The following is a 24,772-nucleotide window of genomic DNA, read 5'->3' as shown; positions in this document are numbered from 1 at the left end:
ATAGTATTTTTAAATTAATATAAAGTAAATTATAAAATTTCTCTTAAATGATTTGCTTTTTCCATCCATTTTTTAAGCTTATTTTCATCACAATTTTCCAGCATTTTTTTGCAATTTTCTAGTTCTTCTTGAAAATGTTCTATGGATGCTAGGATATTTTCTTTATTTTGCGTAAAAATTCCCCCCCACATTAAGGGCGAAGATTTAGCGATACGACACATTCCCTTAAAAGAAGGACCGCCAAGATAAGCGATATTTCTTCTATCTTCTTCACGCATAACATAATTTGCCAAAGAAAAACTAATGGCGTGAGGTAAATGAGAAATAATCGCCGTGTGATGATCGTGTGAAATGCTATCCATAAATACAATACGCATACCAAGATGAGAGAAAATTTCCACCGCTCTTTTTTGGTGTAAATCATCAGCCACTTCACTATCGCAAAGCACACAAACAGCGTCCTTATAAAGCTCCTTAAAAGCGGCTTTTGGTCCGCTATTTTCCGTCCCTGCCATAGGATGTGCGAAAATAGTTTGCTTGATTAAAGTAGTGGGTAAGCTCTCCACTATCTTTCTTTTTGTGCTACCAAGTTCTATAATGGTCGTTGTTTTTGGCAATTCTTTTAAATTTTGTAAAATTTCTATAATGGCATTAACAGGCGTAGCGATGAAGATAATATCGCAATTTGAAAGCTTATCAAAACCAATTAATTCGTGAATCAGCCCAAGCTTTAAAGCATCTTTAGCATTTTGAGCGTCTAAATCTAACCCATAAACACTACTAATAAGCTTATTTTCTTTTAGGCAAAGTCCTAAAGAACCTCCCATTAGCCCAAGCCCTATAATTCCCACTTTCATCTACTTCCCCTAGCTACTTTAAAGATTGTTAAATTTTCTTTGCTATTATACACAATTTTTAATCACAAAATAGGTAAAGTAATATGAAAAAACTCATCAGTATTTGTGCCTTAGCACCCTTTTTGAGCGCAGCAAATATAAAAGATATTCAATTTAGCGGCTTATATCATCTCTCTAATGAAACGGCATTAAGTCTTACAGGACTTAAAAAAGGCGAAGAGTTTAACGAAGCGAAAATTAACACAGCTATTTTAAATCTTTATAAACAAAATTATTTTCAAAACATTGTCGTTGAAGAAAATAATGGAATTTTAACTTTCAAATTTAAGGAAAAACCAAGTGTCGCTAAAATCACCATCACGGGTATAGCTTCAAATGATAGAAAACATTTAGAAAGTCTTTTAGGGCTTAAAAGAGGAACTTTGCTTGATGAGACTTCTTTAAAAGAGGCAAAAGAGAGAATTAAGGGCTATTATGAAGCAAAAAGTTATTTTGATACTGTGGTTGAAGTCAAGCAAAAAAAACTTGAAAATACAGAAAGTCTAGAGCTAGAATTTATTGTCAATCGTGGTGAAAATATCATCATAGATAAAGTTCATCTTAGCGGAAGCAAAGAGCTATCTTATGGCGATATTGAACCTGCGGTTACTAATAAAGAGCGTGAATTTATGGGCTGGATGTGGGGTAGAAACGATGGCAAACTCAAAATTTTTGAACTTGCTAACGATAGTGCTAGAATTAGCGATGAATATATGAAAGAAGGCTATTTAGATGTGCAAGTTTCTTCACCTTTTCTTAAAACATATACCGACACTTATAAGGCGGATTTGACTTATTTTATCAAAGAGGGTGAGCCTTATAAAATCATCGATATACAAATCAAAAATCCTCTTTTTAGTGATGAAGAAAATCAAGAAATTTTAGAAGAGCTTGAATCACAGGTTAAAGATATAGTTAATATAGAGGATGTAAGAAAAGACCTTAAAACTATAGAAACAAAAAGTGCGGATTTAGGATATGCTTTTGCTCAAGTTTTTCCCGATATCCAAAAAAATAATCAAACGCACGAGGTAAGCATTGTGTTTCAAGTCGTGCCAAATGAAAAAGTTTATATAAGAAATGTCATCATTTCTGGAAATTCACGCACGGTCGATAGAGTCGTGCGTAGAGAGCTTTTTCTCACAGAGGGCAATCTTTATCATAGAACTGATCTTCAAGAATCAATCAACGCATTAAGAAGAACCTCTTATTTTGAAAGTGTGGATATAAAAGAAGAAAGAGTTGATGAAACACATATAGATTTAGTTGTCGAAGTGAAAGAGGCTGCCACAGGAGCAATTTCAGGAGGTATAGGATATAGCTCAAGCGATGGAATGCTCCTTAACGCTTCTCTTTCGGATAGTAATATTTTTGGTTCAGGCATTAAAAGTTCAGTTAGCATAGATAAAAGTGATGAAACGCTTTCAGGCAGAATTAATATAACTAATCCAAGAATAGCCGATAGCGAATATAGTCTCGGCGGTTCACTTTATTCAAATGATTATGAGTGGAACGAATACTCAGAGCAAAATTACGGCTTTGATATCACGCTTGGTAGGCAATTTTGGCGTTATTTTAATGCAAGCTTAACTTATAATTTAGAGCAAAGTGATATTTATCATCTAAGCCCAACGCTTATAAGAACGGGTTATGATTTAGGTGAGACGATTAAAAGCTCCATTACACCCGCGATAAGTTTTAACAATACAGATGATTATTATCTGCCAAGATCTGGGATTATAGCTTCTTCAAGCCTTGAATTTGCTGGCATTGGTGGGGATCAGCAATTTTTATATTCTAAATCGAATTTTAATTTTTATCAAGGTTTGGAAGATTTTATAGGCTATGATTTGATTTATCGCTACAAGGCGAGTTTTTATAAGGTGTGGGATCAAGGCTATTTGCCGATTAATCAGCGTGTTTATTTGGGCGGTATACGTTCTTTGCGTGGTTTTGAAAACCGCACGGTAAGCCCTAGAAACCAGTGGGGCGATGAGATAGGTGGAACGATAGCTTTTGCAAATTCTTTTGAGCTTAGTTTTCCACTCATTGATAGGATTAAATTACGCGGAAGCGTATTTTTCGATTATGGTGCCATAGGTAAAACGCAAATTGACGATATGCAAAGAATGAGCACGGGTTTTGGCATAGAGTGGATTACACCTATAGGTCCTTTACAAGTTGTCTTCGCCAAGGCGCTTAATGATAAGCCCGGCGATGAAACCAGCTCTTTTGAGTTTAATCTCGGAACAAGATTTTAAAGGTTAAAAATGAATTTTACCGATATATTTTCCAAAATTAGAAAAAAACAATCAAGCCCCCACGAAGCACCCAATCACTGGGTAAAATGCCCTTCTTGCCACGCTTTGATGTATTATAAAGAGATAGAAAGCTGTTTTGATGTTTGCCCTAAATGCTCTTATCATATGAGAATTTCTGCGAGCAAACGCATAGAGCTTTTAAGCGACGCGGGAAGCTTTATGGAATTTGATAAAAATTTGGAAGCAATCGATCCTTTAAAATTTGTCGATAGCAAATCTTACAAAAAGCGTTTAAGCGAGGGAGAGAGTAAAACAGGGCGTAAAAGCTCCGTTATAAGCGGAGAATGCACAATCAATGGCTTAAAGACTCAGCTTGTTGTTTTTGATTTTGCCTTTATGGGAGGAAGTTTTGGTTCTGTGGAGGGCGAAAAAATCGTCCGTGCCGTGCAAAGAGCTATTAGCACAAAAAGCTCTTTAGTTATCGTTAGTGCAAGTGGGGGCGCTAGAATGCAAGAAAGCACCTACTCTTTAATGCAAATGAGTAAAACAAGTGCCGCTTTAAAACTTCTTAGTAAAGAAAAATTGCCCTACATTAGCATTTTAACAGACCCAACCTTTGGTGGAGTTTCAGCTTCTTTTGCTTGGCTTGGAGATTTAATCATCGCTGAACCCGGCGCACTTGTGGGCTTTGCAGGTGCAAGAGTGATTAAGCAGACCATAGGAGCAGACTTACCTGAGGGCTTTCAAAGGGCGGAATTTTTATTAGAACATGGACTAATTGACAATATTATCGAAAGAGCATCTCAAAAACAATTCATTAGCGATGCTTTGAAATTTTTTAACGGAAAATAATTTGCAACTTAATATTTTCTACTTGCAAAAAAGCGAGGATTTGGCATTTTTGAGTGAAAAATATACAAAACTTATCTCCAAATACGCCATCTTAAAAGAGCATAATCTTTTTGATAAAAAAATAGCCAAAGCCCAAATTCAAGGAACGCAAAACGCACAAAAAAGCTATGAAGAGGCGTTTTTACCCAAAAAAAGAGGCTTTTGTGTGCTTTTAGATGAAAGGGGGACAGAACTTAATAGCCTTGAATTTGCAAAATTGCTAGAAAATAAAAGTGAAATGAGTTTTTTTATAGGTGGCGCTTATGGTTTTAGAGCGCAAATGCTTAATCAATTTGACTTTAATCTCGCCCTTAGTCGTCTAACCTTAGCACATCATTTTGTAAAAATTTTGTTGTTAGAGCAACTTTATAGGGCTTTTTGTATTAATCATAATCACCCATATCACAAATAGGAGTTTTAATGAAAACAAGCGATTTAAAATTTTTTGAAAATTTCTTACAAGAGCGTAAAAAAATCATCTTAGAAAATATCCAAAGCAATTCAAAAGAAATCGAGGCTTTGCATAATTCAGCGCCAAGTGATAGTGTCGATTTTTCAACCATAGAGATTAATTCCCAAATCGACTTTGCCATTAGTGCGAATTTAAAACAAGAATTAAAAGAGATAGAGGAATCACTTAAAAAAATTCAGCATAAAAATTATGGTATTTGTGAATCTTGCGATGAGCTTATCGATATAGAGCGGCTTAAAGTAAAACCTCACGCGAGATATTGTATTGTTTGTAGGGAAATCGTAGAAAAAGGAAATATGCAATGAAAATTCGACTCTTTATTTTAGCAAGTTTGATTTATATCGCTTTAATTGTAGCTTTTATGTTTTATCTTAATTTGGGCTATTATGAGCTTGTTTTGGGAACTTTTGCTTTAAATTTACCCATTATGCTTTGGCTTATTTTACCCTTAGTTTTTTATTTTGTCTTAGCCTTAACACATATGAGCTTTTATGCTTTTTTAAGATATTTAAAATTCAAACATTTCTTTAAAGATGCGGCGAAATTTGAGGACTTTGCTAAAGATTTGCTTTTAGAAAAAGAAAGCAAAATTTCTTTTTACACCAAAGAATTTAAGCGAGTAAGTGAGCTTTGTAAAAGCTTAAAAAATGGCACAAAAAATGCCGATTTTCACGCCATTAACGACCTTTTGGATTTGCTTGAAGCTCTCAAAAAAGGCGAAACACAAAATCTTAACAAATTTAAACTCGACAAAAATAACCCTCTCATTTTACAAAACGAAAAAAATCGTCTTAAAAATGACTTAGATTATGCCTATTCTAAACTTAAAAATTTAAATGAAATTAGCACAGAGTTTGAAAAATTAGCTTTTGAAATGGTGCTTCAAAAAGGCACTTATGAGCAAATTAAAAATCTTAAAATAAGCAAAACAAATGAGCAAATTTTAAGCCTTATCAAGCGTTTTAAGGATGGCAATTTAGAACTTTCTTTAGCTGAATTTGAAGTCTTAATCGAAATGGCAAATTTAAATGAGGCTGAGTATTTATCTGCTGCAAAAATGTGTGTTAAATGCTTTAATCCGGACGCTATTATTAATATTTTCTTAAAAATTAAAAATACCAAAAGCGAAGCTTTAAGAGCTTATTTATATTTATTAGCCGAGTTTTCTATGTTTGAAGAATTGGAAAATCAAATTAGAAATAAGGAAGAATTGAGCGATTTTAAAGCCGTTCTTGCCTTAAGAGAAAAAAATATTAAATTTGATTTAAATCGTCTTATCATATGATTGATTTTAAAGTAAATCCCTTATTTTTAGCACCTATGGCAGGTTTTACAGATCCGCCTTTTCGTAGTGTTGTTAAGCAATTTGGTGCTGATGTTACTATAAGTGAAATGATAAGCTCAAATGCCTTAGTTTATGAAAGTCAAAAAAGCCTTAAAATGCTTGAAAAAACGCCTTTCGAAACGCCTTATATCGTGCAAATTGCTGGAGGAGATGAAGAAATTCTCAAAAAAGCGGTCTTAATCTTAAATGAACTCGATTTTATAGACGGCATTGATTTTAACTGCGGTTGCCCTGTCAATAAGGTCGTTAAACAATGTGCAGGCAGTGCTTTGCTTGAAAATTTAGACCTTTTTAAAAGACTTGTTGGAGTGATTAAAACGCATAATAAAAAGCAATTTACAAGCGTGAAATTTAGATTAGGCTTTAATGAAAAATACCCTGAAAAAATGGCAAAAATTTGCGAAGAGCTTGGGGTCGATTTTATCAGCATACACGGACGAACGAGAAAGCAACTTTATAGCGGAAGTGCGGACTATAATTCCATAGCTAAGGCAAAAAAAAGCGTGAAAATCCCCGTCATTGCTAATGGCGACATTAACGCTCAAAATGCTAAAGAAGTGCTTAAAATCACTGCTTGCGAAGGCTTGATGATAGGTAGAGCGAGTGTGGGCAATCCTTGGATTTTTTACGAAATTAAAGAGGGGAAAAGCGTGGATAAAGCACTTAAAAAGCGAATTATTTTAACGCATTTTGATGAGATGATAAAGCATTATAAGGCTATGGGAGTGAGCATTTTTCGCAAACATCTACACGAATATTCTAAAGGATACAAGGATGCTTCCGCTTTTAGGGATATGATAAACCGCATTGATAATGCCAATTTAATGCGAACAAAAATCGAGGAATTTTTCTAAATTTAAAGTCAAGGATAAAAGGTGAGCTTAGAAAAACTTAGGAAAAAGTTAAAAGATGAAAATTTAGCTTCCGTTTTTGGAGAAATCACAAAAATTTCCGCCACAAATATAGAAATTCAAGGACTTAAAACGAGTGTTGGTGATATAGTAAGACTCATTTCAAATGAAAATGAAAATTTGCAAACTCTAGCTATGGTCGTGGAGGTCAAAGCACAATTTAGCTATCTTAGCCCCTTTTCTTTCATCGAGGGCTTTAAGATAGGCGATAGAGCTTTTTTAAGCGATGCAGGGATGCAAATAGGCGTAAGCGATGCACTTTTAGGGCGTGTGGTTGATCCTTTTATGAAGCCAAAAGATGGTAAAGGGGCGATTGAAATTACGCAATTTATGCCTATAATGCGTTCGCCCATTGATGCGATGAAAAGAGGTTTGATTGAAGAAATTTTTCCCACAGGGGTTAAGACTATTGATGGGCTTTTAACTTGCGGTGTGGGGCAAAAGCTTGGAATTTTTGCTGGAAGTGGCGTGGGTAAATCAACCTTAATGGGTATGATAGTCAAAAATTCAAAAGCCCCCATCAAGGTCATAGCACTCATCGGTGAAAGAGGGCGTGAAATCCCTGAATTTATCCAAAAAAATCTTGGTGGAAAGCTAGATAATACCGTCATCATCGTGGCTACAAGTGATGATAGTGCTTTAATGCGTAAATATGGTGCTTTTTGTGCGATGAGTGTGGCGGAGTATTTTAAAGAGCAGGGCAAAGATGTGCTTTTTATTATGGATAGCGTTACGCGTTTTGCTATGGCACAAAGAGAGATAGGCTTGGCTTTAGGAGAGCCGCCTACGACTAAGGGCTATCCGCCAAGTGTGTTAAGTCTTTTGCCTCAACTTATGGAAAGAACGGGAAAAGAAGAGGGTAAGGGCACAATCACGGCATTTTTTACCGTGCTAGTCGATGGAGATGATATGAGTGATCCTATAGCCGATCAAAGCAGGTCAATTCTTGATGGGCATATCGTGCTAAGTAGAGAGCTAACGGACTTTGGGATTTATCCGCCTATTAATATCCAAAATTCAGCTTCAAGGGTGATGAGCGATATTATCAGTGATACACATAAAAATAATGCAAGGAAATTTAAACGCCTTAGCTCACTTTTGAAAGAAAATGAAGTGTTACTTCGCATAGGAGCCTATCAAAAAGGTAGCGATAAAGAGCTTGATGAAGCCATTATGAAAAAGGACTTAATGCAAAAATTTCTTAGCCAAACTCCAGAGCAAAGTGTGGAATTTGCCGAAACCTTAGAACTTTTAAGTCAAATCAATGCTCAAGTCGCCCCTCAGCCTGTAAGTGTCGCTACTCTGCCTAATCCTAACAGCTAAAGCCACTTTTTATCTGCGGTAAAGCTTACGGAAAGCCAGATTTTATAACTTGGAATTTCAAGGGCTTTTTCTATGCGTTCTCTTATAAGGTCAAATTCATTAAGACTTTTGACTTGGAAATTTTTTTGCATTAAGATATTGACTTCTACCATATAAAATCTACCCGATTTAGTCACATGCGTATCATAATCGCTAAAGCCAAATTCCTCGCTTAAATTCTCCATAATTTTTGTAATCTTCTCATCAAGCTCCAAAGGTGCAAGCATTATCAAGTCTTTAAAATTTGCTATCGCTATGCGAAGAGGTGTGAAAATAAGCACTAAAGAAAGTAAAGTCAAAAGTGCGGGGTCTATATAAAAAGCAAATTCTTTTTGCCACGCAAATTCCCAAAAAGAACAAAACCAAATCGTCCCAAAAGCCACCAAAGCACCCAAATATAAAACGCAGTCAATTCTCCACTCAGCATTATCTACTTGAATCAAATCAGAGCCTAATTTCTGCGTATAAAAACGCGTATAAATAAAAAGCACAGCACAAAAAATAAAAGCACAAGCACTATAAACAGCTGCTCCACCAAAAGCCACTTTGTAGCCTCCATTTAATAAACTATGTAGAGCATCAAAAAGAGCATAAGTGCATACAAGCACTAAAATAAGGGACTTAAAAAGATTAACCATAGGTTCAAAACGCCCATAGCCGTATTGAAAAATTTCATCATCTTCTTTATAAATATAACGCGAAGTTAGCACACTCAAAGCACCAAGAGCCACGCTTATAAGGGCTACAAAGCCATCAAAAATCACTGCCATAGACTTGACAAAAATTCCAAAACCTATACCAAAAATAGCTAAAATCAAAGCACAATACATAGAAACTTTAAGGACAAATTGCTCTTTTTGATTGATTTTTTTAAAGTCTTGAGCCTGATTGGCTCTTACACTTTTTGTCATTTTACGCATTTTTTGATAAATTTTAACGCATTTTACGCATTTTAGAGCGAGAAAGTTTAAAAATTTGAGAAGCACTTGCTTCGTGTAAATTTTTATCTATTATTTTAATTTTGTGTTTTTTAGCTAAAAAAAGGGCGTAACTAAGCTTAAAAGGCTTTTTGTGTTTATTTGCCGAGCTTGAATAAAGCCAATCGTGTTTTTGTAAAAATTTTGCGTGTTTGCCATTTTTTACAATTCTTAAAGCTTTTTGATTGGGGTAAATAAAGGTCGTTTTTTGTGCTTTTCTTACTAAATTTTTAAAGCGTTTTGGCACTCTTGTAAAGCTTAAAAGTGTGGAAAAATCAGCCGTAGTAATAAGACAAGGTGTGTTTAATGAGCGATTTTTAAGCTTGTTTAATAAAGCTTTATCTTTACTTAAAAAACCAGCCGTTGTGTCTGTTTGACAAAGATAGATTTTCATAACCGATGTTAATAAAATAATACAAACAATAGACTAATTAAAGCTTGTCAAATATGAGAACTTATAAATATAAATCATACACAAAAATGTATGATTTATAATGATTTTCATCATAAGCTCTCATTTTAAATCTTTCATTGCGAGATAAAGTTTTCCACCCCAGGACCTAAAGGTAAATTAAAGATGAAAACCCACGCATAAAGTAAAGCCGACCACGACACGAAAAACGCCACAGAATAAGGTAACATAAGGCTTATCATCGTTCCCATACCAACATTTTTTTGATATTTCATAGCAAAGCTAAGAATAATAGGCATATAACTAAGTAAAGGCGTAATAATATTTGTCGTAGAATCGCCAATACGATAAGCCGCTTGAACAAGCTCAGGAGCATAGCCAAGTAACATAAACATAGGCACGAAAACAGGCGAGATTAAAGCCCATTGTGCTGAAGCAGAAGCAACAAAAAGATTAATAAAAGCACAAATAGCTATGAATAAAAGTATTAATAAACCTGAATTTAAATCCAAATTTTTAAGAAAAATAGCCCCTTTAATGGCAGTATATTGACCAATATTGCTCTGTGCGAAAAGAGAGATAAATTGTGCGGCGAAAAAAATGATAACTAAGTACATCGCCATAGTTTTCATTCCCTCACTCATAGCATTAACCACATCAGTGCTTGTCTTAAAACTTCCACTTAAAAAACCATAAATTACACCCGGTATAGCAAGAAGGAAAAAGACAAAAAATATAATTCCAACAATGAAAGGTGATTTTATAAAAGAACCTGTTTCCGCATTTCTAAAAAGGCTATCTTGAGGTAAAATCATTACCAAAACTACCGCTACATAAAGTAAGGCGCCCAAAGAAGCGAGAATCATAGCTCTTTTTTCTCTCGCATTCATATCTTCAACAGCCTCAACTTGCGAATCTTCTTGATATGTGCCAAGCCGTGGCTCAATAATCTTGTCAGTAATCAACGCTCCAACAATAGCAATTAAAAAGGTGGAAACAAACATAAAATAATAATTTACTTCAGGTCCCACGACATAATTTGGATTTATGATTTGTGCGGCACTTTGCGTAATACCTGCTAATAAAGGGTCCGCAGTCGAAATGAGTAAATTAGCGCTATACCCACCAGAAACCCCAGCAAAAGCTGCTGCTAAACCAGCTAAAGGATGGCGTCCTATGGAATAAAAAAGCATAGCTGCAAGCGGGGTTAGCACCACATAGCCTATGTCCGAAGCTAAATTTGATAAAATCCCAGCCAAAACGACAAAAAAGCTCACTAAAGCCTTAGGCGCACTTAGAACTAAAGCCTTTAAAATACTCTTAAGATAACCAGAATGCTCAGCTATACTAATGCCTATCATCGCTACAAGGACAACACCAAGGGGCGGAAATTTAGCGTAATTTTCCACGAAAGTATTAGTGAATTTTACAAAGGATTCCATACTTAGCAAATTCACAATTTGTATATTTCTATCCCCAAAACTTACGCTTAAATTAAAATAAGACGCTAAAGCTGAACTTACCATCAATATAATGGTTAAATAAATAAAAATCATAGCTGGATGCGGAAGAGCATTGCCCAGCTTTTCAACAAAATTAAGAAAAGAAAATCGTTTTTGTTCCATTAAAACTCCTTGAAATAATAAATATGGCTATAAAATACGGAAGCTTGAATCAAGCTTCCGTAGAATTAGCAACCTATCATAATTTGATAGAAGTAAGCTGCTTTTCTATTTTTGTCATTTCTTGAGGCTGAATTTGTGGTTCAACCTTAGCCAAGTAAAATGATACGAGGATATTAACAAACATAGCAATCAATAAAAGTGGTGCAGTGCGTTTAATAATATCCATAGGCGAAACCTTAGCAAAACCAGCTAAAGCGATAATCCCCCCAGCAATAGGCGAAGCAGCACGCCCTAAACAAGAGGCAATTTCAATCGGTAAAACTAAAGTAATAGGTGCCACTCCAAGCCTTGTAGCAATATCAGGTGCCAATCTTCCAAAAGCATTAAAAGCAGCAATTCCACTTCCCATAATCATAGCAAAGCCATAAACCAAGAAACTTAATACCGCAATACTCACTAGCACAGCAAGACTAGCAAATTCACCCTCTTGACCTAGAGCGCTCATTGCATCAGCTAAAATTCCTACTCCACCAAGTGCCTTAATACCCTCCGCAAAAACGCCTGCTGCAATGATAATGCTCACCACACTGACAAAAATTTCTGCCATAGCCTTTAAGATGACAACCATATCTTCACCAAGTTTTCTAGCGTCCCTATGTCTTGCAAATTCCACAATGAAAACCAAAGCAATGCTTACAAAATTCGCCGTTACCACATCAAGCTTGATCCCTAAAAAATATGCCGAAAACAAAAATACCACAGGCAACCAAGGAAAGAGTATGTAGAGGGTAGGGCATTTTGGATCGATGATTTCAGGAGCTTCGACCTCATCGCAAAGCACACCTTTAGCTCTATCTCTTTTATCCACCCAAGCAAAATAAAAAGGAATTAAAACAGCAATCACAGCTACATAAGCTAAAACGACCCAAAGTTGATAATTTAAGAAAAGTCCTACGACATTGTCTTTTTGACCGACCATATCTGCCATATTAATGGAATTTCCATCTTTTGGACCATAATCAAGAGCGATTAAGGATAGCACACAAACGGCAGTAATAGGACGAATCTTAAGTGCGATTAATACAGGATAAATACAAGCTAAAAGCAAAAGTAAAAGTCCAGCATAGCTTGAGATGACGATTTTAAGAGCCATACCTACGATGAAAGTGCCACTTAGGATTAAATATTTGTTTTTAATCTTGCCAAGCGGCTTATTAGCCAAAAAAGCAAGTTTTGCAGAAGCATTAATGTGCTTCATATAGGCTGCAAAACCCGCCACACTCATAATAATAAGCCCCACTCCAGCAAGTTGAGTCTTAAAAGTCGCTGTGATAAAGGCAAAGCTATCGAGAATAACATCTAAAAAACTTGCACTTTCTCTAGAAGGAGCTTTTGGTATAGGTGTGCCAAAATAATAAAATGCAAATATTAAAATAATCATACCTGAAAATAAAAAGGTGAAAATGGGATTATACTTTTTGAGGATATAATACGCCACAACCACCACGGCAAAGAGGGTCGAAACGATAGCCATATGAATCCTTTTTTTTGAAAAATTTAGCATCATTTTGACAAAAATTAAATTTTATAAAGCTTAAAAGCTATTATAAATTTTCGCAAATTTTTTCGAACTCCTTATAATACTTCCACGAAGCTACGATGTCGGGACGATGAGTTTTGATTTCTTGAAGATCTTTTTCAATGATTTTATTTAATTTTAACGATAAAACATTGTTGTGTTTTAAAAAATTTAAAATATCTTTTTCGCAAATTAAATCTTTTTTAACGCCATCAATATATTTTTTTAACTCTTGGATGTATCGTGCAATAAATAATTTTATATTTTTTAAGTTTTTATTTTTTAGAAAATAATGTTCTTTATCTTTTTCCATTAAAACAAAAACATTATCTAAAATAAAATTTGAATTAAATATGTATGGAGTAATGTTGATATAATTTTCCAGTTCGCTATGAAAATATGGGATGCTAATCCACACATCAAATGTGTCAAACAATATTTTTACCGGCAAATGATTAAGACCTGCATAAAAATTAACTTTTTTCTCAAAAATAAAACGATATTTTTCATTACAAGGTGTAAAATTAAGTCTTTTTGAAAGTATATGATAAGTTTCAAATGCGTTTTGATATGATAAATCTGTATCAAAATTTAATGCAATTTGTTTATTCTGCTTTAATATTTTTAACCTAGCATCTAAATTAAATATAAATTTTTTCATATATTCTCCCTCTATAAGTGAATATAGTGCATTTATATCAGGTTTATAATCCTGACAAGTTTTTTGAAAATTATAAATTATTTGAGGGAACTGAAAATTTGTATCAAAAGCCGTAATTTGCCTCATATTCATATTAATATTTTCATTTGTAAGGCGATTGTGAATATGATTTAAACAAGTTTTAATGCGGGAGATAGGATCTCTTAAAGCAAATAAAATTTTATACTCTCCATCAATGAGATAACAATTTTTCTCATAGTATTTATCTGAATTTGGACATAATGTTACTAAGTTTTTCTCTTTAGATAAAGAATTATTGTAATTTACAATAAAGGTGCTTTTACCACTTATTCCCCAAACACCAACTTTTAATCCACACAAACGAAAAAAATGATGCATAGCTTCACTTCCACTACAAGAATTAAACATCAACACAAACTCATACCTCCTAGGCAAAGGCAAGTTCATCTCCCAAGCTTTTTCAGCAGGAATTTTCTCATAATTTAAAATATAATTTTCATCATTAAGCTTGTCAGGGTTTAATAAAGGAGGATAAGGGTGATTAATATCTTCATATTTTTCTTTAAATTTTTTAGAATTTAACCATAAAGAAACTTCATCAAAATGCTCTAATACAAAAGCCTTATTTAACACAATGACTTCATTTAAAGCCTCATAATGTGTAAGTAAATTTTCTATCAAAGCATAGTTTTTAATAAAAAAATCAAAATCTTCTTCATTTTTAAATTTCAGTTTATCTTTGAGCCTATAAACCCTACTTTCTTTTAAGGCTTTAAATTCTTTTTTAGCTTGTTTGATTTTGCCATAAAGATTAAAATAGGATGCCTTGCTTAATAGAATTTTTCCTAAACGATAGCTTAAATGTGTTTTTACCCATAAAGCTTCATTAAAATCAAAACATTGTCTAAGGGGAGGATAGGCTAGATCTGCTCTTGCAAGCTCAAGTGTTTTTCTAAATTGAGTGAGTTTATGATGAGTTTTTTTGATATGGTAGAGTTTAAAGAGTAAGGATATTATACCCCCCCCCCCCCCCCGTGTTATATTTGATTAATTCTTGACCAAGTTTATAAGAAAGATGATTTTTGATTCTTTGTATGGCTGAGTTTGGATTGGTGATCATTAGTGTTCCTTTTGTCTAAATTAAAAACGCCATTGTATCAAAAAAATGAAAGGGTAATCCCTGAAATGGGGATTACCCTATAAGAGTTAAAGCTTCTAAAACTTCTTCTTCTTCACATCTTCAAGGATATTATTAGCTATATCACTAACAGTGTTAGAGATGATAGCACTTTCATTAGCAATTTCTACATTATCCTTAGTGGTTTGATCTATTTGAGCCACACTTTCATTAATCTGTGTGATACCAGCAGTTTGTTCTTTAATGCTTTCTGCCATATCATTGATAGATTGGACAAGTAAGTTAGTATTTGCTTCTATCTCACTTAAAGACTTTTGTGTTCTTTCAGCTAGTTTTCTTACTTCATCAGCCACGACGGCAAAGCCTCTTCCGTGTTCTCCTGCTCTTGCTGCTTCTATGGCAGCATTAAGGGCTAGAAGATTGATTTGGTCAGCTATATCACCTATAATGCCTGTAACATTTTTAATCTCTTCACTTTGAGTGATAACATCACTTGTTTTTTGAGAAACATTTTGCATAGAGGAGGTTATCTCTTCTAAAGCAGCAGCAGTTTCTTCTAAAGAAGCAGCTTGAGAATTTGAACTTGTAGTAAGGTTTTGCACAGCGTTTTGAAGTTTGGAGCTTTCATTGGCTAAAGAATTTGCAAAATCAGAGCTTTGTTTAAGCATTTTGATGATTTCTTCGCCTAAGGCATTAGTGGTTACTTCTACACTACCGCTTGCATTTTCTATTTTGTGTCTAAAGTCTAGGCTTTTAAATTCTTCAAAGATAGAATGAATTTTATTCATATCTTTACCCACTTTAGTTTGTAAGACATCAAGGAGATTATTAAGAACGCTTTTAAGTTCTATGAGTTGTGGGTTTCTAGGATTAGCTGTGATTCTTGCTGTTAAATCTCCGTTTTCGACTATGCCTACTGTGGTAACACTTTCTTTTACAGCTTGTTTATCTTGGTCTAAGCCTTCTTTGGTGGCTTTGATGTTTTCGTTAATAGCAGCTGCCATTTGACCGAATTCATCGCTTGTTTTAATGCTAATGGTAGAGATGTCTTGTGTTTTATGATTGATGAAATCAAAGAAGGAGTTGAGACCGGATTGGATGGTTATAAGTGGAGAAAGATATTTTGATACGATAAAATATAAGAAAAGCACACTGGCAATACTTGTAAAAATCACAATTACAATTTGTATAAATGCTATTTTATACACTGGAGCTTTTATTTGATCTATGGATTCTCCAACACAAGCGGTGTAAAAATCGGAAACTTTTACACAAATGCCAAATCTTTCCTGACCATTCCTCGTTACATATTCAAAAGGTTCAAAATCTGCTTTATTTTTCGCAATATCTGCAAAAAATTTAATGTCATAATTTGGGTCTAAAAGAGTTTTATCGGTGGAAACAAAAACTTTATCTTCATTATCAAGCACGAAAGTTCTACCCGGTAAATTTTCAAATTCGGTTTGCAAATCGGTTACAAGCACATCAAAGGCTAAAACACCTAAAAATTTATCGTCTTTATAAAGCGGAATAGAATATGTAAAGCAAGGCAAATTTGTGGTTACATCAATGTAAGATGCGGTAGTGTAGGCTTTATTTGCTTTGACTGCCTCTATAAAATATTCTCTCGTTCTAGCATCGTAATTATCAGCCTTTCCATAAATTCCAAAATCTAATTTTTTCGCATCAGAATCGGGATCACTTACAACAAGCTCTCCGTTTGGTTGAGCGATATAAACGGCTAAAAATCCCCCAGCATCTCTAAAGTCTTTTAAATCTTTTCCAATGTAACGCATTAAAGCTTCTTGGTTGTCTAATTGCTCTATGGGGCGTTTTAAAATGCTTTTAGCTAAATTTTCAAGAGCAGAAGAATTTCTAGTTTTAAAAGTTTCCATAGAATTTTTAGCTGTTTTTACATAGTTTGTTTCAGCCTTTAAAACTTCTTCAAATAAGGCTTCTTTTACAAACATAAATGTAATTACACCTAAAATAACTAAACACGCTACCGCAATTAAATTTGCGATCAACGCAACCTTTAATTTTACACTCTTCATAAATAAATGCTCCTTATTTAAAATATTCACACAATCAAACTTTGCATTATACAAAAATAATTTTAAATTTTTATTTTATGGATTTTTAAGCTTCAAACATAGGCTCTAAAAGCGTGTCTAAATAAGCATTTGCGTCAAATTCATATAAATCGTCCATTTTTTCTCCCACACCCACATAAAAAATAGGCAATTCAAGCTCTCTAGCTATGCTAAAAAGCGCCCCTCCCTTTGCTGTGCCATCAAGCTTAGTGATAATCACTCCATCAAGCCTAATAAGCTCATTAAAGGCTTTAGCTTGTAAAATCCCCGCATTACCTTGTGTGCCATCAAGCACGAGAATTTTTCTATGAGGAGCGTTTATCATAGCTTTTTCACAAATTCTTACGATTTTTTCGAGTTCGTTGGCTAGATTTTTTTGATTTTGTAATCTACCTGCTGTGTCTAAAATCACCCTATCAAAGTCCCTTGCTTTAGCCTTTGAAATGGTATCAAAAGCTACGGCTGATGGGTCGTGTCCTTGATTTGAAAGAACGATTTGAACGCCTATTTTCTCAGCCCATAAACGAAGTTGTTCAATAGCTCCCGCACGGAAGGTATCGCAAGCCCCTAAAATGACCTTTTGACCTTGTTTTTTATATAAATTTGCAAGTTTAGCTATGCTTGTGGTTTTACCCGCTCCATTAACTCCCAAAATAAGCTCTACAAAAGGTTTTTGCATATCAAATTCGGGTTTTTCATAAAGAAAATATGCTCCCATAACGCGTTTTAAATCCGCCTTTTTAACTTCATCTGTGGGTGGTAAATAATAAATAATTTCTTCAACGATCTCATAAGCCACATCAGCCTCAAGTAAAATTTCTTCTAATAAATCTTTAGAAATTTTGTGATTCGCCTTTGTTTTAGTGATATTTTCTAAAGTTTTTGCTAGGCTTTTTTTGAAAAAATTTAGCATTATATTGCCTCTAAAATATCAATTTCAAGCATTTCCACAGGCACAACGCCTAAATAATGTTTTAATAATTCTCCATTTTTAGCAAATAAAAACATCGTAGGAATCCCATTAATCCCCCCTAAAGCCTTAGCAAAAAGGTAATTTCCTTCGCCACTAGCAATTTGATAGTTTAAATGATTTTGTGCGCTGAAAATAGCTAAATCTTCAGGATTTTTGTCCTCAAGCAAAATGCCTATGATTTGAAGTTGGTCTTGGTATTTTTCTTTAAGCTTATTTAAATGCGGTGCTTGAGCAATACAAGGCTTACACCAAGTTGTGAAAAAGACGAAAAGAGTGGCTTTATTTTGTGCGTCAAATTTTATTTTTCCTTCTTTGACTTGGATAAATAAGGAGGTGTTATCGTTTAAATTTAAATCAAAATTATAACTTTCTCCTTGCGTAAAACTTGCTTCCGTTGTGGAGTTGAAATCTTTCATTTCTTTTTCTTCGCTACTACACGCTGTAAAAAACAATAATAAAACAAATGTTAAAAATATCTTTTGCATTAAATTTAGCTTTCCCTTTTGCCATAAAATGCTAGAATTATAACTAAGTAAGAGTAAATAAAGGAGAGGGATGCAAAAAGAACTTTTTAGGCAAGTTCAAAAAAGAAGATTGAGGCAAAATACGCGATCGCATTACAAAAAAGATTATGCTATTTTTAAAGAAAGTCTTAACATCATCAAGTTTTATAGGGCGAAAAATGTGCTTATTTTTTTACCCTTGCAATATGAGCCAAATTTAGTGCGTTTTCGTAGAATTTTAAGTCAAAATTGCAAACTTTTTGTTCCATTTATGCAAGATAAAAGTTTAAAAATTGTAAAATTGAGGCTACCTTTTTCAAAAAAAAGGTTTGGGGTTTTAGAGCCTAATAATTCTTTTTGTCAAACTTCGCTTGATTTGGCTTTTGTGCCTGTGATAGGGGTTGATAAAAATATGAAAAGAATAGGACACGGCGAGGGTTTTTATGATAGATTTTTTGCAAATTTAAAGCATAAACCCTTAGTTGTTTTCGTGCAAAGTATCACCGCTTTAAGCGGAAAAAAACTCACGCAAAAACACGATATTAGCGCGAAATTTTATCTAAGCCCTAATAGAAAATATTTTAAGAGAGATTTGAAAAATGATAGCATTAATCGCATTTATCGCCGCTTTAATCGGTGTGGGAGTTGGGTATTTAGTCGCTAAGAAAATCAACGATGCCAAGCACGAAATTTTTGTCGAACAAGCAAAAGCTAAGGCAAAAGCCATAGAATACGAAGCCGAGCTTGTTTTAAAAGACGCTAAAAATTCCGTCTTAAATGCTGAACTTGAGGCAAAAAAACGCTACGAAGATAAGGCACATAAAAATCAAAAAGATTTCAATCATAAGCTTGATGAACTCCACAAAAAAGAGCAAAAACTTTCGCGTTATGAGGAGCAAATGCGTCTTGAAGAGGAAGAAATTTCTAAAAGCAAAAGGATAATTCAAGATTTACACGATGATAGCTTAAAGCTTAAAAAACTTTATCAAGATAAGCTTGATGAGGCTTTAAGGGTGCTTGAACATTCGGCGGGTTTAACGCAAAATGAGGCGAAAAATTTGCTTTTACAAAAGGTCGAGGAGAATTCTCGTGCTGAAATCGCTCACATCGTGCGTAAATATGAAGAAGAAGCTAAGAGTGAGGCGAAAAGAAAGGCAAATTACATCATCGCACAGGCAACTTCGCGTTTTGCAGGAGAATTTGCAGCAGAGAGGCTTATTAATGTCATCAATATTAAAAATGATGAGTTAAAAGGCAGGATTATAGGTAAAGAGGGGCGTAATGTCAAAACACTTGAGATGGTTTTAGGCGTGGATATTATCATCGATGATACGCCCGGAGCTATCATTGTGAGCTGTTTTAATCTTTATCGCCGTGCCATTGCGACTAAGGTTATTGAGCTTTTGGTTGAAGATGGACGCATACAGCCTGCGCGTATTGAGGAGATTTATGAGAAGGTCTGTAAGGAATTTGAAAATAATATTTTAGAAGAGGGACAAACTATTATTATGGATTTGGGACTTGGCAAAATGCACCCTGAAATAGCAAAATTAATCGGCAAACTTAAATACCGCGCAAGTTACGGACAAAATGCTCTTGCGCACTCTTTAGAAGTGGCACATTTAGCAGGAATTATCGCTGCGGAGTGTGGAGGTGATGAGAATTTGGCAAGAAGGGCGGGGATTTTACACGACATAGGAAAGGCTTTAACACACGATTTTGAAGGCTCTCATGTGGATTTAGGGGCGGAGCTTTGTAAGCGTTATAAAGAACACCCTGCCGTGATTAACGCCATTTACGCCCATCACGGACACGAAGATGCTTTAAGTATAGAATGTGCGGCTGTATGTGCGGCTGATACACTAAGTGCGGCGAGACCGGGTGCTAGACGCGAGGTTTTAGAAGCCTTTTTAAAGAGGGTTAATGAGCTTGAAGAAATTGCTAAAAGTAAAGAGGGGATTAAAAACGCTTATGCGATTAATGCGGGGCGAGAAATTAGAGTGATTGCCAATGCGAAGCTTGTCAATGACGATGAAGCAATACTTTTAGCCAAAGAAATTGCTGCTGAAATTCAGGAAAAAATGCAATATCCAGGTGAAATTAAAGTCAATGTTATACGCGAATTAAGAGCGGTAGAATACGCTAAATAGGACGCTTATGCAAGATATGATTGACACGCTTTTGCGTTATGGTTATGTGATTTTATTTGTATATTCTTTGGGTGGAGGAATGGTTGGAATTTTAGCGGCTGGAGTGTTAAGCTCACTAGGGAAAATGGAGCTTCACTGGTGCATTGTAATTGCTTTTGTGGCAAATGCTTTAGGCTCGAGTTTGCTTTATGTGCTGGGAAAATATGGTAAGAAAGATTTAATGCCTTATTTTAAAAAACATCGCCGAAAACTTGCCCTTGCTATGCTTAAGATGAGGCAGTATGGTGGAACTTTACTCATTATTCAAAAATTTATTTACGGCTTAAAAACCTTTATCCCCATAGCCGCAGGACTTGCGAACTATGATTTTAAGAAATTTCTCATCATTAACACTTTAGCAAGTTTGCTTTGGGCTTTGATTTTGGGCTATGTGGCTTTTAGTTTTGGGTATTTGGTAGAGAAAGTTTTTGAAGAATTTGGGCGGTATTCTTATGCCGCGCCTCTATTTTTAGTGTTTTTAGTGGCACTTATTTGGTTTTATCTTTCACGCTTTTCTAAAAAATAATGCTTTTAAGAAATTCTTTTTTAAAGCCTGTAAAAGAATTTCTTTTTTTAATCTTAGCTTGTGTAATGATTTTCCTTTTTAACTTAGGCTTAGAATATCAAAAATTTTTAAACTTTAAAGAGCAAAAACACTTTTTCATTAAAGAAGCAAGACTTGAGAATATCCAAGAAAAATTAAGAAAAAATGGTAAAAAATATTTTGTCTTAAAACTTAAAACAAAAGAATTTAGTTTTTATACGACAACTTACAAAGATTTAAATTTAAGTAAAAATGAGCTTTTGAGTTTAAGAATTATCAATGAAAAAGTAGATTTTAAAGACTATCTTGCGAAGAGTTTTTACGCTCCAAGTTATGATATTAAATTCCTAGAAAAAAGTGAAGAAAATGCTATCATCACTTATTTTTTAAAGCAGCACGAAAGTGAAAAAATGAAGGAATTTTATGGGGCTTTGTTTTTTGCTAAAAGTGTTTCAAAAGAATTAAGAAATGATGTTAATCACTACGGCATAGCGCATTTAATCGCCATTAGTGGGTATCATATCGGGCTTTTGTTTAGCTTGATTTTCTTTCTTTTTGCACCTATTTATAGTTTTTTTCAAAAGCGTTATTTTCCTTACCGTAATTTAAGATTTGATTTAAGCATTTTGATTTTTATTTTGCTCTTTTTTTATGCGTATTTAATAGGCTTTGTGCCAAGCTTCACACGCTCTTTGGTAATGGCACTTTTTGGCTTTTATTTACTCGCAAAAAATATTAAAATTCTAAGCTTTTTTAATCTTTTTTTATGCGTGTTAATTTGCCTTAGTTTATATCCAAATTTACTTTTTAGCGTAGGATTTTTCTTTTCTATTTTAGGTGTGTTTTATATCTTTTTATATTTACATCATTTTGCGAAATTTTTTGGGGTTTTGACAAATCTTGTTTTGATTAATCTTTGGACCTTTTTGGCTATGATTATCCCTGTGCTTTATTTTTTTCCTCTCATTTCTTATCAGCAATTTCTAGCTATTTTTTTAAGCCTTATTTTTGTGCTTTTTTATCCTTTGGTTTTGTTTCTACACTTCATTGGGGCAGGGTTTTTATTTGATGGTTTTTTACTGGAATTTTTTGCCTTTAAATTTCACTCTATAAATTTTATTTTGCCTTTTTGGGCTTTTTGCTCTTATCTTTTACTTAGTTTGTTTGGAATTTATTTTAGAATTTTGGCGTTTTTTTGCATTTTGCTTAATCTTATCCCTTTCATTTTCATTTAAAAAAAAGCAAATTTTAAGTCCATAAAGATAAATCACCCAAGAAATATAAATCCAAATAAAAAAGAAAAGTATAGTTGAAAAAGAGCCATAAACGCTTGCGTAAGTTTTATTATACACCACATAATATACAAATAAATTCTTACCTGCATACCAAATAGCCCCCGCACAAAAAGAAGTTAGAGCAAGATTTTTAAGGCTTACTTGATGTAAAGAGCTTGAATAGGAGATGAAAAATAAAGCCCAAATAATAACAAAGGGTAAAATTTCAAAAAAATTAAAGCCGATGTGATAATTGTCCAAAGTTTTTTGAATAAAAGAAGAAACATAAAAACTAAGTCCTAAGCCAAGCGGCACGAGGGTTAGTAGGGTCCAGTAGGAGCTAATGCTGGTCCAAAGTCCTTTTGGCTCATTTTGCGTGATACGGTTAATCACAAAATCATAGCCCGAAAAAAAGGCAAGAGAAGTGAAAGCCATAGCGATAAGTCCCATTATGCCTAAATTGACGCTATTTTTTAAAAAAGTATCTAAATAGCTAGCGACTAAGTCTTGTTGTGCGGGGATAAGAAAGGTAAAAATCACATTCTTAGCCCTTTCGTAATGTGCTTCAAAACTTGGAATTTGTGTAAAAACAGAAAAACAAACGAATAAAATAGGGATTAAAGATAAGATAGAATAAAAGCTAAGGGAAGCTGAATAATTTAAAATTTCTTTATCTCTTAAGGCTAATAAAAGTTTAAAAACGCGTTTCATTGCTATCCTTTAGTAAATTGATGAAATTAAACCTAATTTATTAAGTAAAGAATAAGTCGTCATAGCGATAGAAAGAGCATAAACAACAAGCAAAATTTTAAAATGTGAAGAAAGACGCATTTTCTCCATAATCTTAATCCCCACAAAAACACCTATCATAGAAGCTACACCTACAATAACGCCTTTTTGTGCAAGCTCGTAAGTGATAATATCAGCATTTATAAAAGAAAAAAGTCCTGCCAAAGAAGCAAATATAACAAAAAATAAAGAAATAGGCACGACTTTTTTATTATCATAGCCTAAAAAATATGCCAAAATAGGAGCGATCAAAAGTCCGCCACCTATGCCTAAAGAGATAGCAAAAATCCCAGTAAAAACACCAGCACCAAATAAAATAGCATTTTTGGCAAATTTGCTTCTTTGCGTGTGATTTGTCGTGTTTTTCACTCCAAAAGCATATTTTAGAAAAAAGGCAAAACTTACACACAAAAATATAGCCGTTAGGGCAATATCACTAAGATGACTTACTAAAACCCCACTAAAACTCGCCCCCAAAAGTCCCCCTAGTCCTATGTAAATGCCGTCTTTAAAATTTAAATTTTTCTTTTTGTGATTGATATAAGAGCCAAAAATTGCGGCAAAAATCATCTGCACCACAGAAATTGCCACAGCCTGATGTGAGCTAATGCCTAAAAATAGCATAGTTGGAACGATAATCATACCTCCTCCTATACCAAAAAGCCCAGAAGCTATACCTGAAATAATTCCCACCAAAAAATAAGGCAAATCCATCAAATTCACTATAATCCTTAAACTAATGCAAAAAAGGGATTTTACAAAAAAGCAGTTAAAATAGTCTTAAACTTCACTTTTTATAAAATTTTATGAAAAATAAGCAAAGTTAAAGTTCTATTTAAATAGAATATGCGTTTTTGTGAGTTACTTTGCAAAAAAGTATTTTCAAAATTTGGCATTTGTTTTGAAAATAGTTGGCTTAAAGCCTCGCTTACAAGAAATGAAAATGCGAATTTATTAAAGGAGCTTAACGATGAAAGTTAGACCTTCCGTTAAGAAAATGTGCGATAAGTGCAAAGTGGTGCGCCGCAAGGGCGTTGTTCGCATTATTTGCGAGAATCCAAAACATAAACAAAGACAAGGATAAATATGGCTCGTATTGCAGGTGTTGATTTACCAAAGAAAAAGAGAGTTGAGTATGGCTTGACCTACATTTATGGTATAGGGCTTTTTACTTCAAGAAAAATTCTGGATAAAACAGGAATTTCTTATGATAAAAGAGTGCATGAGCTAAGTGAAGATGAGGCGGCAGCGATTCGTAAAGAAATCCAAGAAAACTATATGGTTGAGGGTGATTTAAGAAAGCAAGTAGCTATGGACATTAAAGCTTTGATGGATTTGGGAAGTTTTAGAGGTTTAAGACATAGAAAAGGTCTTCCTGTGCGTGGGCAAAAGACAAAAACTAATGCTCGAACACGCAAAGGCAAAAGAAAAACAGTCGGTGCGAAATCATAAGGATAGAAAATGGCAAAAAGAAAAATTGTAAAGAAAAAAATTGTTAAGAAAAATATCGCCAAAGGTATTGTCTATATCAGTGCGACTTTTAATAACACTATGGTTACAGTTACTGATGAAATGGGAAATGCTATCGCTTGGGCGAGTGCGGGAGGACTAGGCTTTAAAGGCTCTAAAAAATCCACTCCTTACGCCGCACAGCAAGCCGTAGAAAGTGCCTTAACTAAAGCAAAAGAACACGGCATTAAAGAAGTTGGCATTAAGGTGCAAGGACCAGGAAGCGGTAGAGAAACTGCTGTAAAAAGTGTCGGTGCTATGGAGGGTATTAAGGTGCTTTTCTTAAAAGACATAACCCCATTAGCTCATAATGGCTGCAGACCACCTAAACGCCGCCGCGTCTAAAA

The 24,772-nt window shown here is 34.2% G+C and carries 27 protein-coding genes and 1 pseudogene; 15 read left to right on the top strand and 13 right to left on the bottom strand.

Annotated elements, in window-relative coordinates:
* Positions 1-29: 29 nt before the first annotated feature.
* On the bottom strand, positions 30-857 hold the full coding sequence (locus EL158_RS07130) for a prephenate dehydrogenase (RefSeq protein WP_027304679.1): 828 nt from the start codon (positions 855-857) through the stop codon (positions 30-32).
* Between the two features lie 83 nt (positions 858-940).
* Between EL158_RS07130 and bamA the strand changes: the two genes are divergently transcribed.
* The 7 genes from bamA to fliI are packed head-to-tail and all read left to right on the top strand — an operon-like array spanning position 941 to position 8,099.
* Positions 941-3,157 carry an outer membrane protein assembly factor BamA gene (gene bamA, locus EL158_RS07125; protein ID WP_027304678.1) on the top strand — a complete coding sequence of 739 codons (2,217 nt, stop codon included), beginning with the start codon at positions 941-943 and terminating at the stop codon, positions 3,155-3,157.
* Positions 3,158-3,166: 9 nt separating this feature from the next.
* On the top strand, positions 3,167-4,009 hold the full coding sequence (gene accD / locus EL158_RS07120) for an acetyl-CoA carboxylase, carboxyltransferase subunit beta (RefSeq protein WP_027304677.1): 843 nt from the start codon (positions 3,167-3,169) through the stop codon (positions 4,007-4,009).
* Position 4,010: 1 nt separating this feature from the next.
* On the top strand, positions 4,011-4,460 hold the full coding sequence (locus tag EL158_RS07115) for a 23S rRNA (pseudouridine(1915)-N(3))-methyltransferase RlmH (RefSeq protein WP_027304676.1): 450 nt from the start codon (positions 4,011-4,013) through the stop codon (positions 4,458-4,460).
* A gap of 8 nt (positions 4,461-4,468) precedes the next feature.
* The gene (dksA, locus tag EL158_RS07110) at positions 4,469-4,825 is read left to right on the top strand and encodes an RNA polymerase-binding protein DksA (protein WP_027304675.1); all 357 of its coding nucleotides are present in this window, start codon (positions 4,469-4,471) and stop codon (positions 4,823-4,825) included.
* Positions 4,822-5,805, top strand: coding sequence for a hypothetical protein (locus tag EL158_RS07105; protein ID WP_027304674.1), 984 nt, complete (start codon positions 4,822-4,824; stop codon positions 5,803-5,805). Before dksA ends, EL158_RS07105 begins: the two co-directional genes overlap by 4 nt.
* Positions 5,802-6,719, top strand: coding sequence for a tRNA dihydrouridine synthase (locus tag EL158_RS07100; RefSeq protein ID WP_027304673.1), 918 nt, complete (start codon positions 5,802-5,804; stop codon positions 6,717-6,719). The genes EL158_RS07105 and EL158_RS07100 overlap by 4 nt, the downstream gene beginning before the upstream one ends.
* A 21-nt stretch (positions 6,720-6,740) precedes the next feature.
* Positions 6,741-8,099 carry a flagellar protein export ATPase FliI gene (fliI, locus tag EL158_RS07095; RefSeq protein WP_027304672.1) on the top strand — a complete coding sequence of 453 codons (1,359 nt, stop codon included), beginning with the start codon at positions 6,741-6,743 and terminating at the stop codon, positions 8,097-8,099.
* Here the strand turns inward: fliI and EL158_RS07090 are convergent.
* From EL158_RS07090 to EL158_RS07050, 10 genes and pseudogenes are all read right to left on the bottom strand, one after another.
* Complete coding sequence (locus EL158_RS07090) at positions 8,096-9,049, bottom strand: cation diffusion facilitator family transporter (protein WP_027304671.1); 954 nt, start codon at positions 9,047-9,049, stop codon at positions 8,096-8,098. The genes fliI and EL158_RS07090 overlap by 4 nt on opposite strands.
* A gap of 22 nt (positions 9,050-9,071) precedes the next feature.
* Positions 9,072-9,509 (bottom strand): Sua5 YciO YrdC YwlC family protein, encoded by a 438-nt coding sequence (locus EL158_RS07085; protein ID WP_027304670.1) that lies wholly within the window; start codon positions 9,507-9,509, stop codon positions 9,072-9,074.
* 134 nt (positions 9,510-9,643) lie between these two features.
* Complete coding sequence (locus tag EL158_RS07080; RefSeq protein ID WP_027304669.1) at positions 9,644-11,152, bottom strand: AbgT family transporter; 1,509 nt, start codon at positions 11,150-11,152, stop codon at positions 9,644-9,646.
* A 76-nt stretch (positions 11,153-11,228) separates the two neighbouring features.
* Positions 11,229-12,686: a C4-dicarboxylate transporter DcuC gene (gene dcuC, locus EL158_RS07075; protein ID WP_027304668.1), complete on the bottom strand. Its 1,458-nt coding sequence runs from the start codon at positions 12,684-12,686 to the stop codon at positions 11,229-11,231.
* Positions 12,687-12,756: 70 nt separating this feature from the next.
* Entirely contained in the window at positions 12,757-14,094 is a 1,338-nt protein-coding gene (locus tag EL158_RS07070) for a DUF2972 domain-containing protein (RefSeq protein WP_126361569.1), read from the bottom strand.
* Between the two features lie 150 nt (positions 14,095-14,244).
* Positions 14,245-14,400, bottom strand: a pseudogene (locus tag EL158_RS09005) (DUF8374 domain-containing protein); the annotation flags it as partial.
* A gap of 10 nt (positions 14,401-14,410) precedes the next feature.
* Entirely contained in the window at positions 14,411-14,533 is a 123-nt protein-coding gene (locus EL158_RS07065) for a sugar transferase (protein WP_232008202.1), read from the bottom strand.
* A gap of 95 nt (positions 14,534-14,628) precedes the next feature.
* Positions 14,629-16,605, bottom strand: coding sequence for a methyl-accepting chemotaxis protein (locus EL158_RS07060; RefSeq protein ID WP_126361566.1), 1,977 nt, complete (start codon positions 16,603-16,605; stop codon positions 14,629-14,631).
* A gap of 85 nt (positions 16,606-16,690) precedes the next feature.
* Positions 16,691-17,557, bottom strand: a complete 867-nt coding sequence (gene ftsY, locus EL158_RS07055; RefSeq protein ID WP_027304726.1) for a signal recognition particle-docking protein FtsY — start codon at positions 17,555-17,557, stop codon at positions 16,691-16,693.
* Positions 17,557-18,102, bottom strand: coding sequence for a TlpA family protein disulfide reductase (locus EL158_RS07050; protein ID WP_027304725.1), 546 nt, complete (start codon positions 18,100-18,102; stop codon positions 17,557-17,559). Before EL158_RS07050 ends, ftsY begins: the two co-directional genes overlap by 1 nt.
* Positions 18,103-18,172: 70 nt before the next feature.
* Here EL158_RS07050 and EL158_RS07045 point away from each other — a divergent pair, with 70 nt between their 5' ends.
* The 4 genes from EL158_RS07045 to EL158_RS07030 are packed head-to-tail and all read left to right on the top strand — an operon-like array spanning position 18,173 to position 22,088.
* Positions 18,173-18,784: a 5-formyltetrahydrofolate cyclo-ligase gene (locus tag EL158_RS07045; RefSeq protein WP_027304724.1), complete on the top strand. Its 612-nt coding sequence runs from the start codon at positions 18,173-18,175 to the stop codon at positions 18,782-18,784.
* Positions 18,720-20,270 (top strand): ribonuclease Y, encoded by a 1,551-nt coding sequence (rny, locus tag EL158_RS07040; RefSeq protein WP_027304723.1) that lies wholly within the window; start codon positions 18,720-18,722, stop codon positions 20,268-20,270. Before EL158_RS07045 ends, rny begins: the two co-directional genes overlap by 65 nt.
* Positions 20,271-20,277: 7 nt before the next feature.
* Entirely contained in the window at positions 20,278-20,835 is a 558-nt protein-coding gene (locus EL158_RS07035; RefSeq protein ID WP_027304722.1) for a DedA family protein, read from the top strand.
* Positions 20,835-22,088, top strand: coding sequence for a ComEC/Rec2 family competence protein (locus EL158_RS07030; RefSeq protein ID WP_027304721.1), 1,254 nt, complete (start codon positions 20,835-20,837; stop codon positions 22,086-22,088). Before EL158_RS07035 ends, EL158_RS07030 begins: the two co-directional genes overlap by 1 nt.
* Here the strand turns inward: EL158_RS07030 and EL158_RS07025 are convergent.
* Both EL158_RS07025 and EL158_RS07020 read right to left on the bottom strand, forming a co-directional pair.
* Positions 22,005-22,838: a YihY/virulence factor BrkB family protein gene (locus EL158_RS07025; RefSeq protein WP_027304720.1), complete on the bottom strand. Its 834-nt coding sequence runs from the start codon at positions 22,836-22,838 to the stop codon at positions 22,005-22,007. The genes EL158_RS07030 and EL158_RS07025 overlap by 84 nt on opposite strands.
* Positions 22,839-22,847: 9 nt before the next feature.
* Positions 22,848-23,639, bottom strand: coding sequence for a sulfite exporter TauE/SafE family protein (locus EL158_RS07020; RefSeq protein ID WP_027304719.1), 792 nt, complete (start codon positions 23,637-23,639; stop codon positions 22,848-22,850).
* A gap of 123 nt (positions 23,640-23,762) precedes the next feature.
* Here EL158_RS07020 and EL158_RS08865 point away from each other — a divergent pair, with 123 nt between their 5' ends.
* Genes EL158_RS08865 through rpsK form a run of 4 tightly spaced genes read left to right on the top strand, consistent with a single transcriptional unit; the run spans position 23,763 to position 24,770 of the window.
* Positions 23,763-23,897 carry a hypothetical protein gene (locus tag EL158_RS08865; protein WP_004275303.1) on the top strand — a complete coding sequence of 45 codons (135 nt, stop codon included), beginning with the start codon at positions 23,763-23,765 and terminating at the stop codon, positions 23,895-23,897.
* Entirely contained in the window at positions 23,887-24,000 is a 114-nt protein-coding gene (gene rpmJ, locus EL158_RS07015; protein WP_002781429.1) for a 50S ribosomal protein L36, read from the top strand. The genes EL158_RS08865 and rpmJ overlap by 11 nt, the downstream gene beginning before the upstream one ends.
* 2 nt (positions 24,001-24,002) lie before the next feature.
* Complete coding sequence (gene rpsM / locus EL158_RS07010) at positions 24,003-24,368, top strand: 30S ribosomal protein S13 (RefSeq protein ID WP_002824953.1); 366 nt, start codon at positions 24,003-24,005, stop codon at positions 24,366-24,368.
* 9 nt (positions 24,369-24,377) lie between these two features.
* Positions 24,378-24,770: a 30S ribosomal protein S11 gene (rpsK, locus tag EL158_RS07005; RefSeq protein ID WP_004277824.1), complete on the top strand. Its 393-nt coding sequence runs from the start codon at positions 24,378-24,380 to the stop codon at positions 24,768-24,770.
* Positions 24,771-24,772 lie beyond the last annotated feature (2 nt).

The sequence above is a fragment of the Campylobacter upsaliensis genome, assembly GCF_900637395.1.
Lineage (GTDB): Bacteria > Campylobacterota > Campylobacteria > Campylobacterales > Campylobacteraceae > Campylobacter_D > Campylobacter_D upsaliensis.
Note: the sequence above shows the minus strand (reverse complement) of the source record. Positions and strands in the feature narration are given on the sequence as shown.

Bases quoted from the DNA above. Each gene is read 5' to 3' on its own strand.
- ftsY (WP_027304726.1), bottom strand. From the start codon at position 17,557: ATGCTAAATTTTTTCAAAAAAAGCCTAGCAAAAACTTTAGAAAATATC.
- rpmJ (WP_002781429.1), top strand. From the start codon at position 23,887: ATGAAAGTTAGACCTTCCGTTAAGAAAATGTGCGATAAGTGCAAAGTG.
- EL158_RS07030 (WP_027304721.1), top strand. From the start codon at position 20,835: ATGCTTTTAAGAAATTCTTTTTTAAAGCCTGTAAAAGAATTTCTTTTT.
- accD (WP_027304677.1), top strand. From the start codon at position 3,167: ATGAATTTTACCGATATATTTTCCAAAATTAGAAAAAAACAATCAAGC.
- EL158_RS07035 (WP_027304722.1), top strand. From the start codon at position 20,278: ATGCAAGATATGATTGACACGCTTTTGCGTTATGGTTATGTGATTTTA.
- rpsK (WP_004277824.1), top strand. From the start codon at position 24,378: ATGGCAAAAAGAAAAATTGTAAAGAAAAAAATTGTTAAGAAAAATATC.
- EL158_RS07060 (WP_126361566.1), bottom strand. From the start codon at position 16,605: ATGAAGAGTGTAAAATTAAAGGTTGCGTTGATCGCAAATTTAATTGCG.
- EL158_RS07085 (WP_027304670.1), bottom strand. From the start codon at position 9,509: ATGAAAATCTATCTTTGTCAAACAGACACAACGGCTGGTTTTTTAAGT.
- rpsM (WP_002824953.1), top strand. From the start codon at position 24,003: ATGGCTCGTATTGCAGGTGTTGATTTACCAAAGAAAAAGAGAGTTGAG.
- EL158_RS08865 (WP_004275303.1), top strand. From the start codon at position 23,763: ATGCGTTTTTGTGAGTTACTTTGCAAAAAAGTATTTTCAAAATTTGGC.
- EL158_RS07045 (WP_027304724.1), top strand. From the start codon at position 18,173: ATGCAAAAAGAACTTTTTAGGCAAGTTCAAAAAAGAAGATTGAGGCAA.
- dcuC (WP_027304668.1), bottom strand. From the start codon at position 12,686: ATGGCTATCGTTTCGACCCTCTTTGCCGTGGTGGTTGTGGCGTATTAT.
- EL158_RS07050 (WP_027304725.1), bottom strand. From the start codon at position 18,102: ATGCAAAAGATATTTTTAACATTTGTTTTATTATTGTTTTTTACAGCG.
- EL158_RS07090 (WP_027304671.1), bottom strand. From the start codon at position 9,049: ATGACAAAAAGTGTAAGAGCCAATCAGGCTCAAGACTTTAAAAAAATC.
- EL158_RS07065 (WP_232008202.1), bottom strand. From the start codon at position 14,533: ATGATCACCAATCCAAACTCAGCCATACAAAGAATCAAAAATCATCTT.
- bamA (WP_027304678.1), top strand. From the start codon at position 941: ATGAAAAAACTCATCAGTATTTGTGCCTTAGCACCCTTTTTGAGCGCA.
- EL158_RS07105 (WP_027304674.1), top strand. From the start codon at position 4,822: ATGAAAATTCGACTCTTTATTTTAGCAAGTTTGATTTATATCGCTTTA.
- EL158_RS07100 (WP_027304673.1), top strand. From the start codon at position 5,802: ATGATTGATTTTAAAGTAAATCCCTTATTTTTAGCACCTATGGCAGGT.
- EL158_RS07080 (WP_027304669.1), bottom strand. From the start codon at position 11,152: ATGGAACAAAAACGATTTTCTTTTCTTAATTTTGTTGAAAAGCTGGGC.
- EL158_RS07130 (WP_027304679.1), bottom strand. From the start codon at position 857: ATGAAAGTGGGAATTATAGGGCTTGGGCTAATGGGAGGTTCTTTAGGA.
- dksA (WP_027304675.1), top strand. From the start codon at position 4,469: ATGAAAACAAGCGATTTAAAATTTTTTGAAAATTTCTTACAAGAGCGT.
- rny (WP_027304723.1), top strand. From the start codon at position 18,720: ATGATAGCATTAATCGCATTTATCGCCGCTTTAATCGGTGTGGGAGTT.
- EL158_RS07025 (WP_027304720.1), bottom strand. From the start codon at position 22,838: ATGAAACGCGTTTTTAAACTTTTATTAGCCTTAAGAGATAAAGAAATT.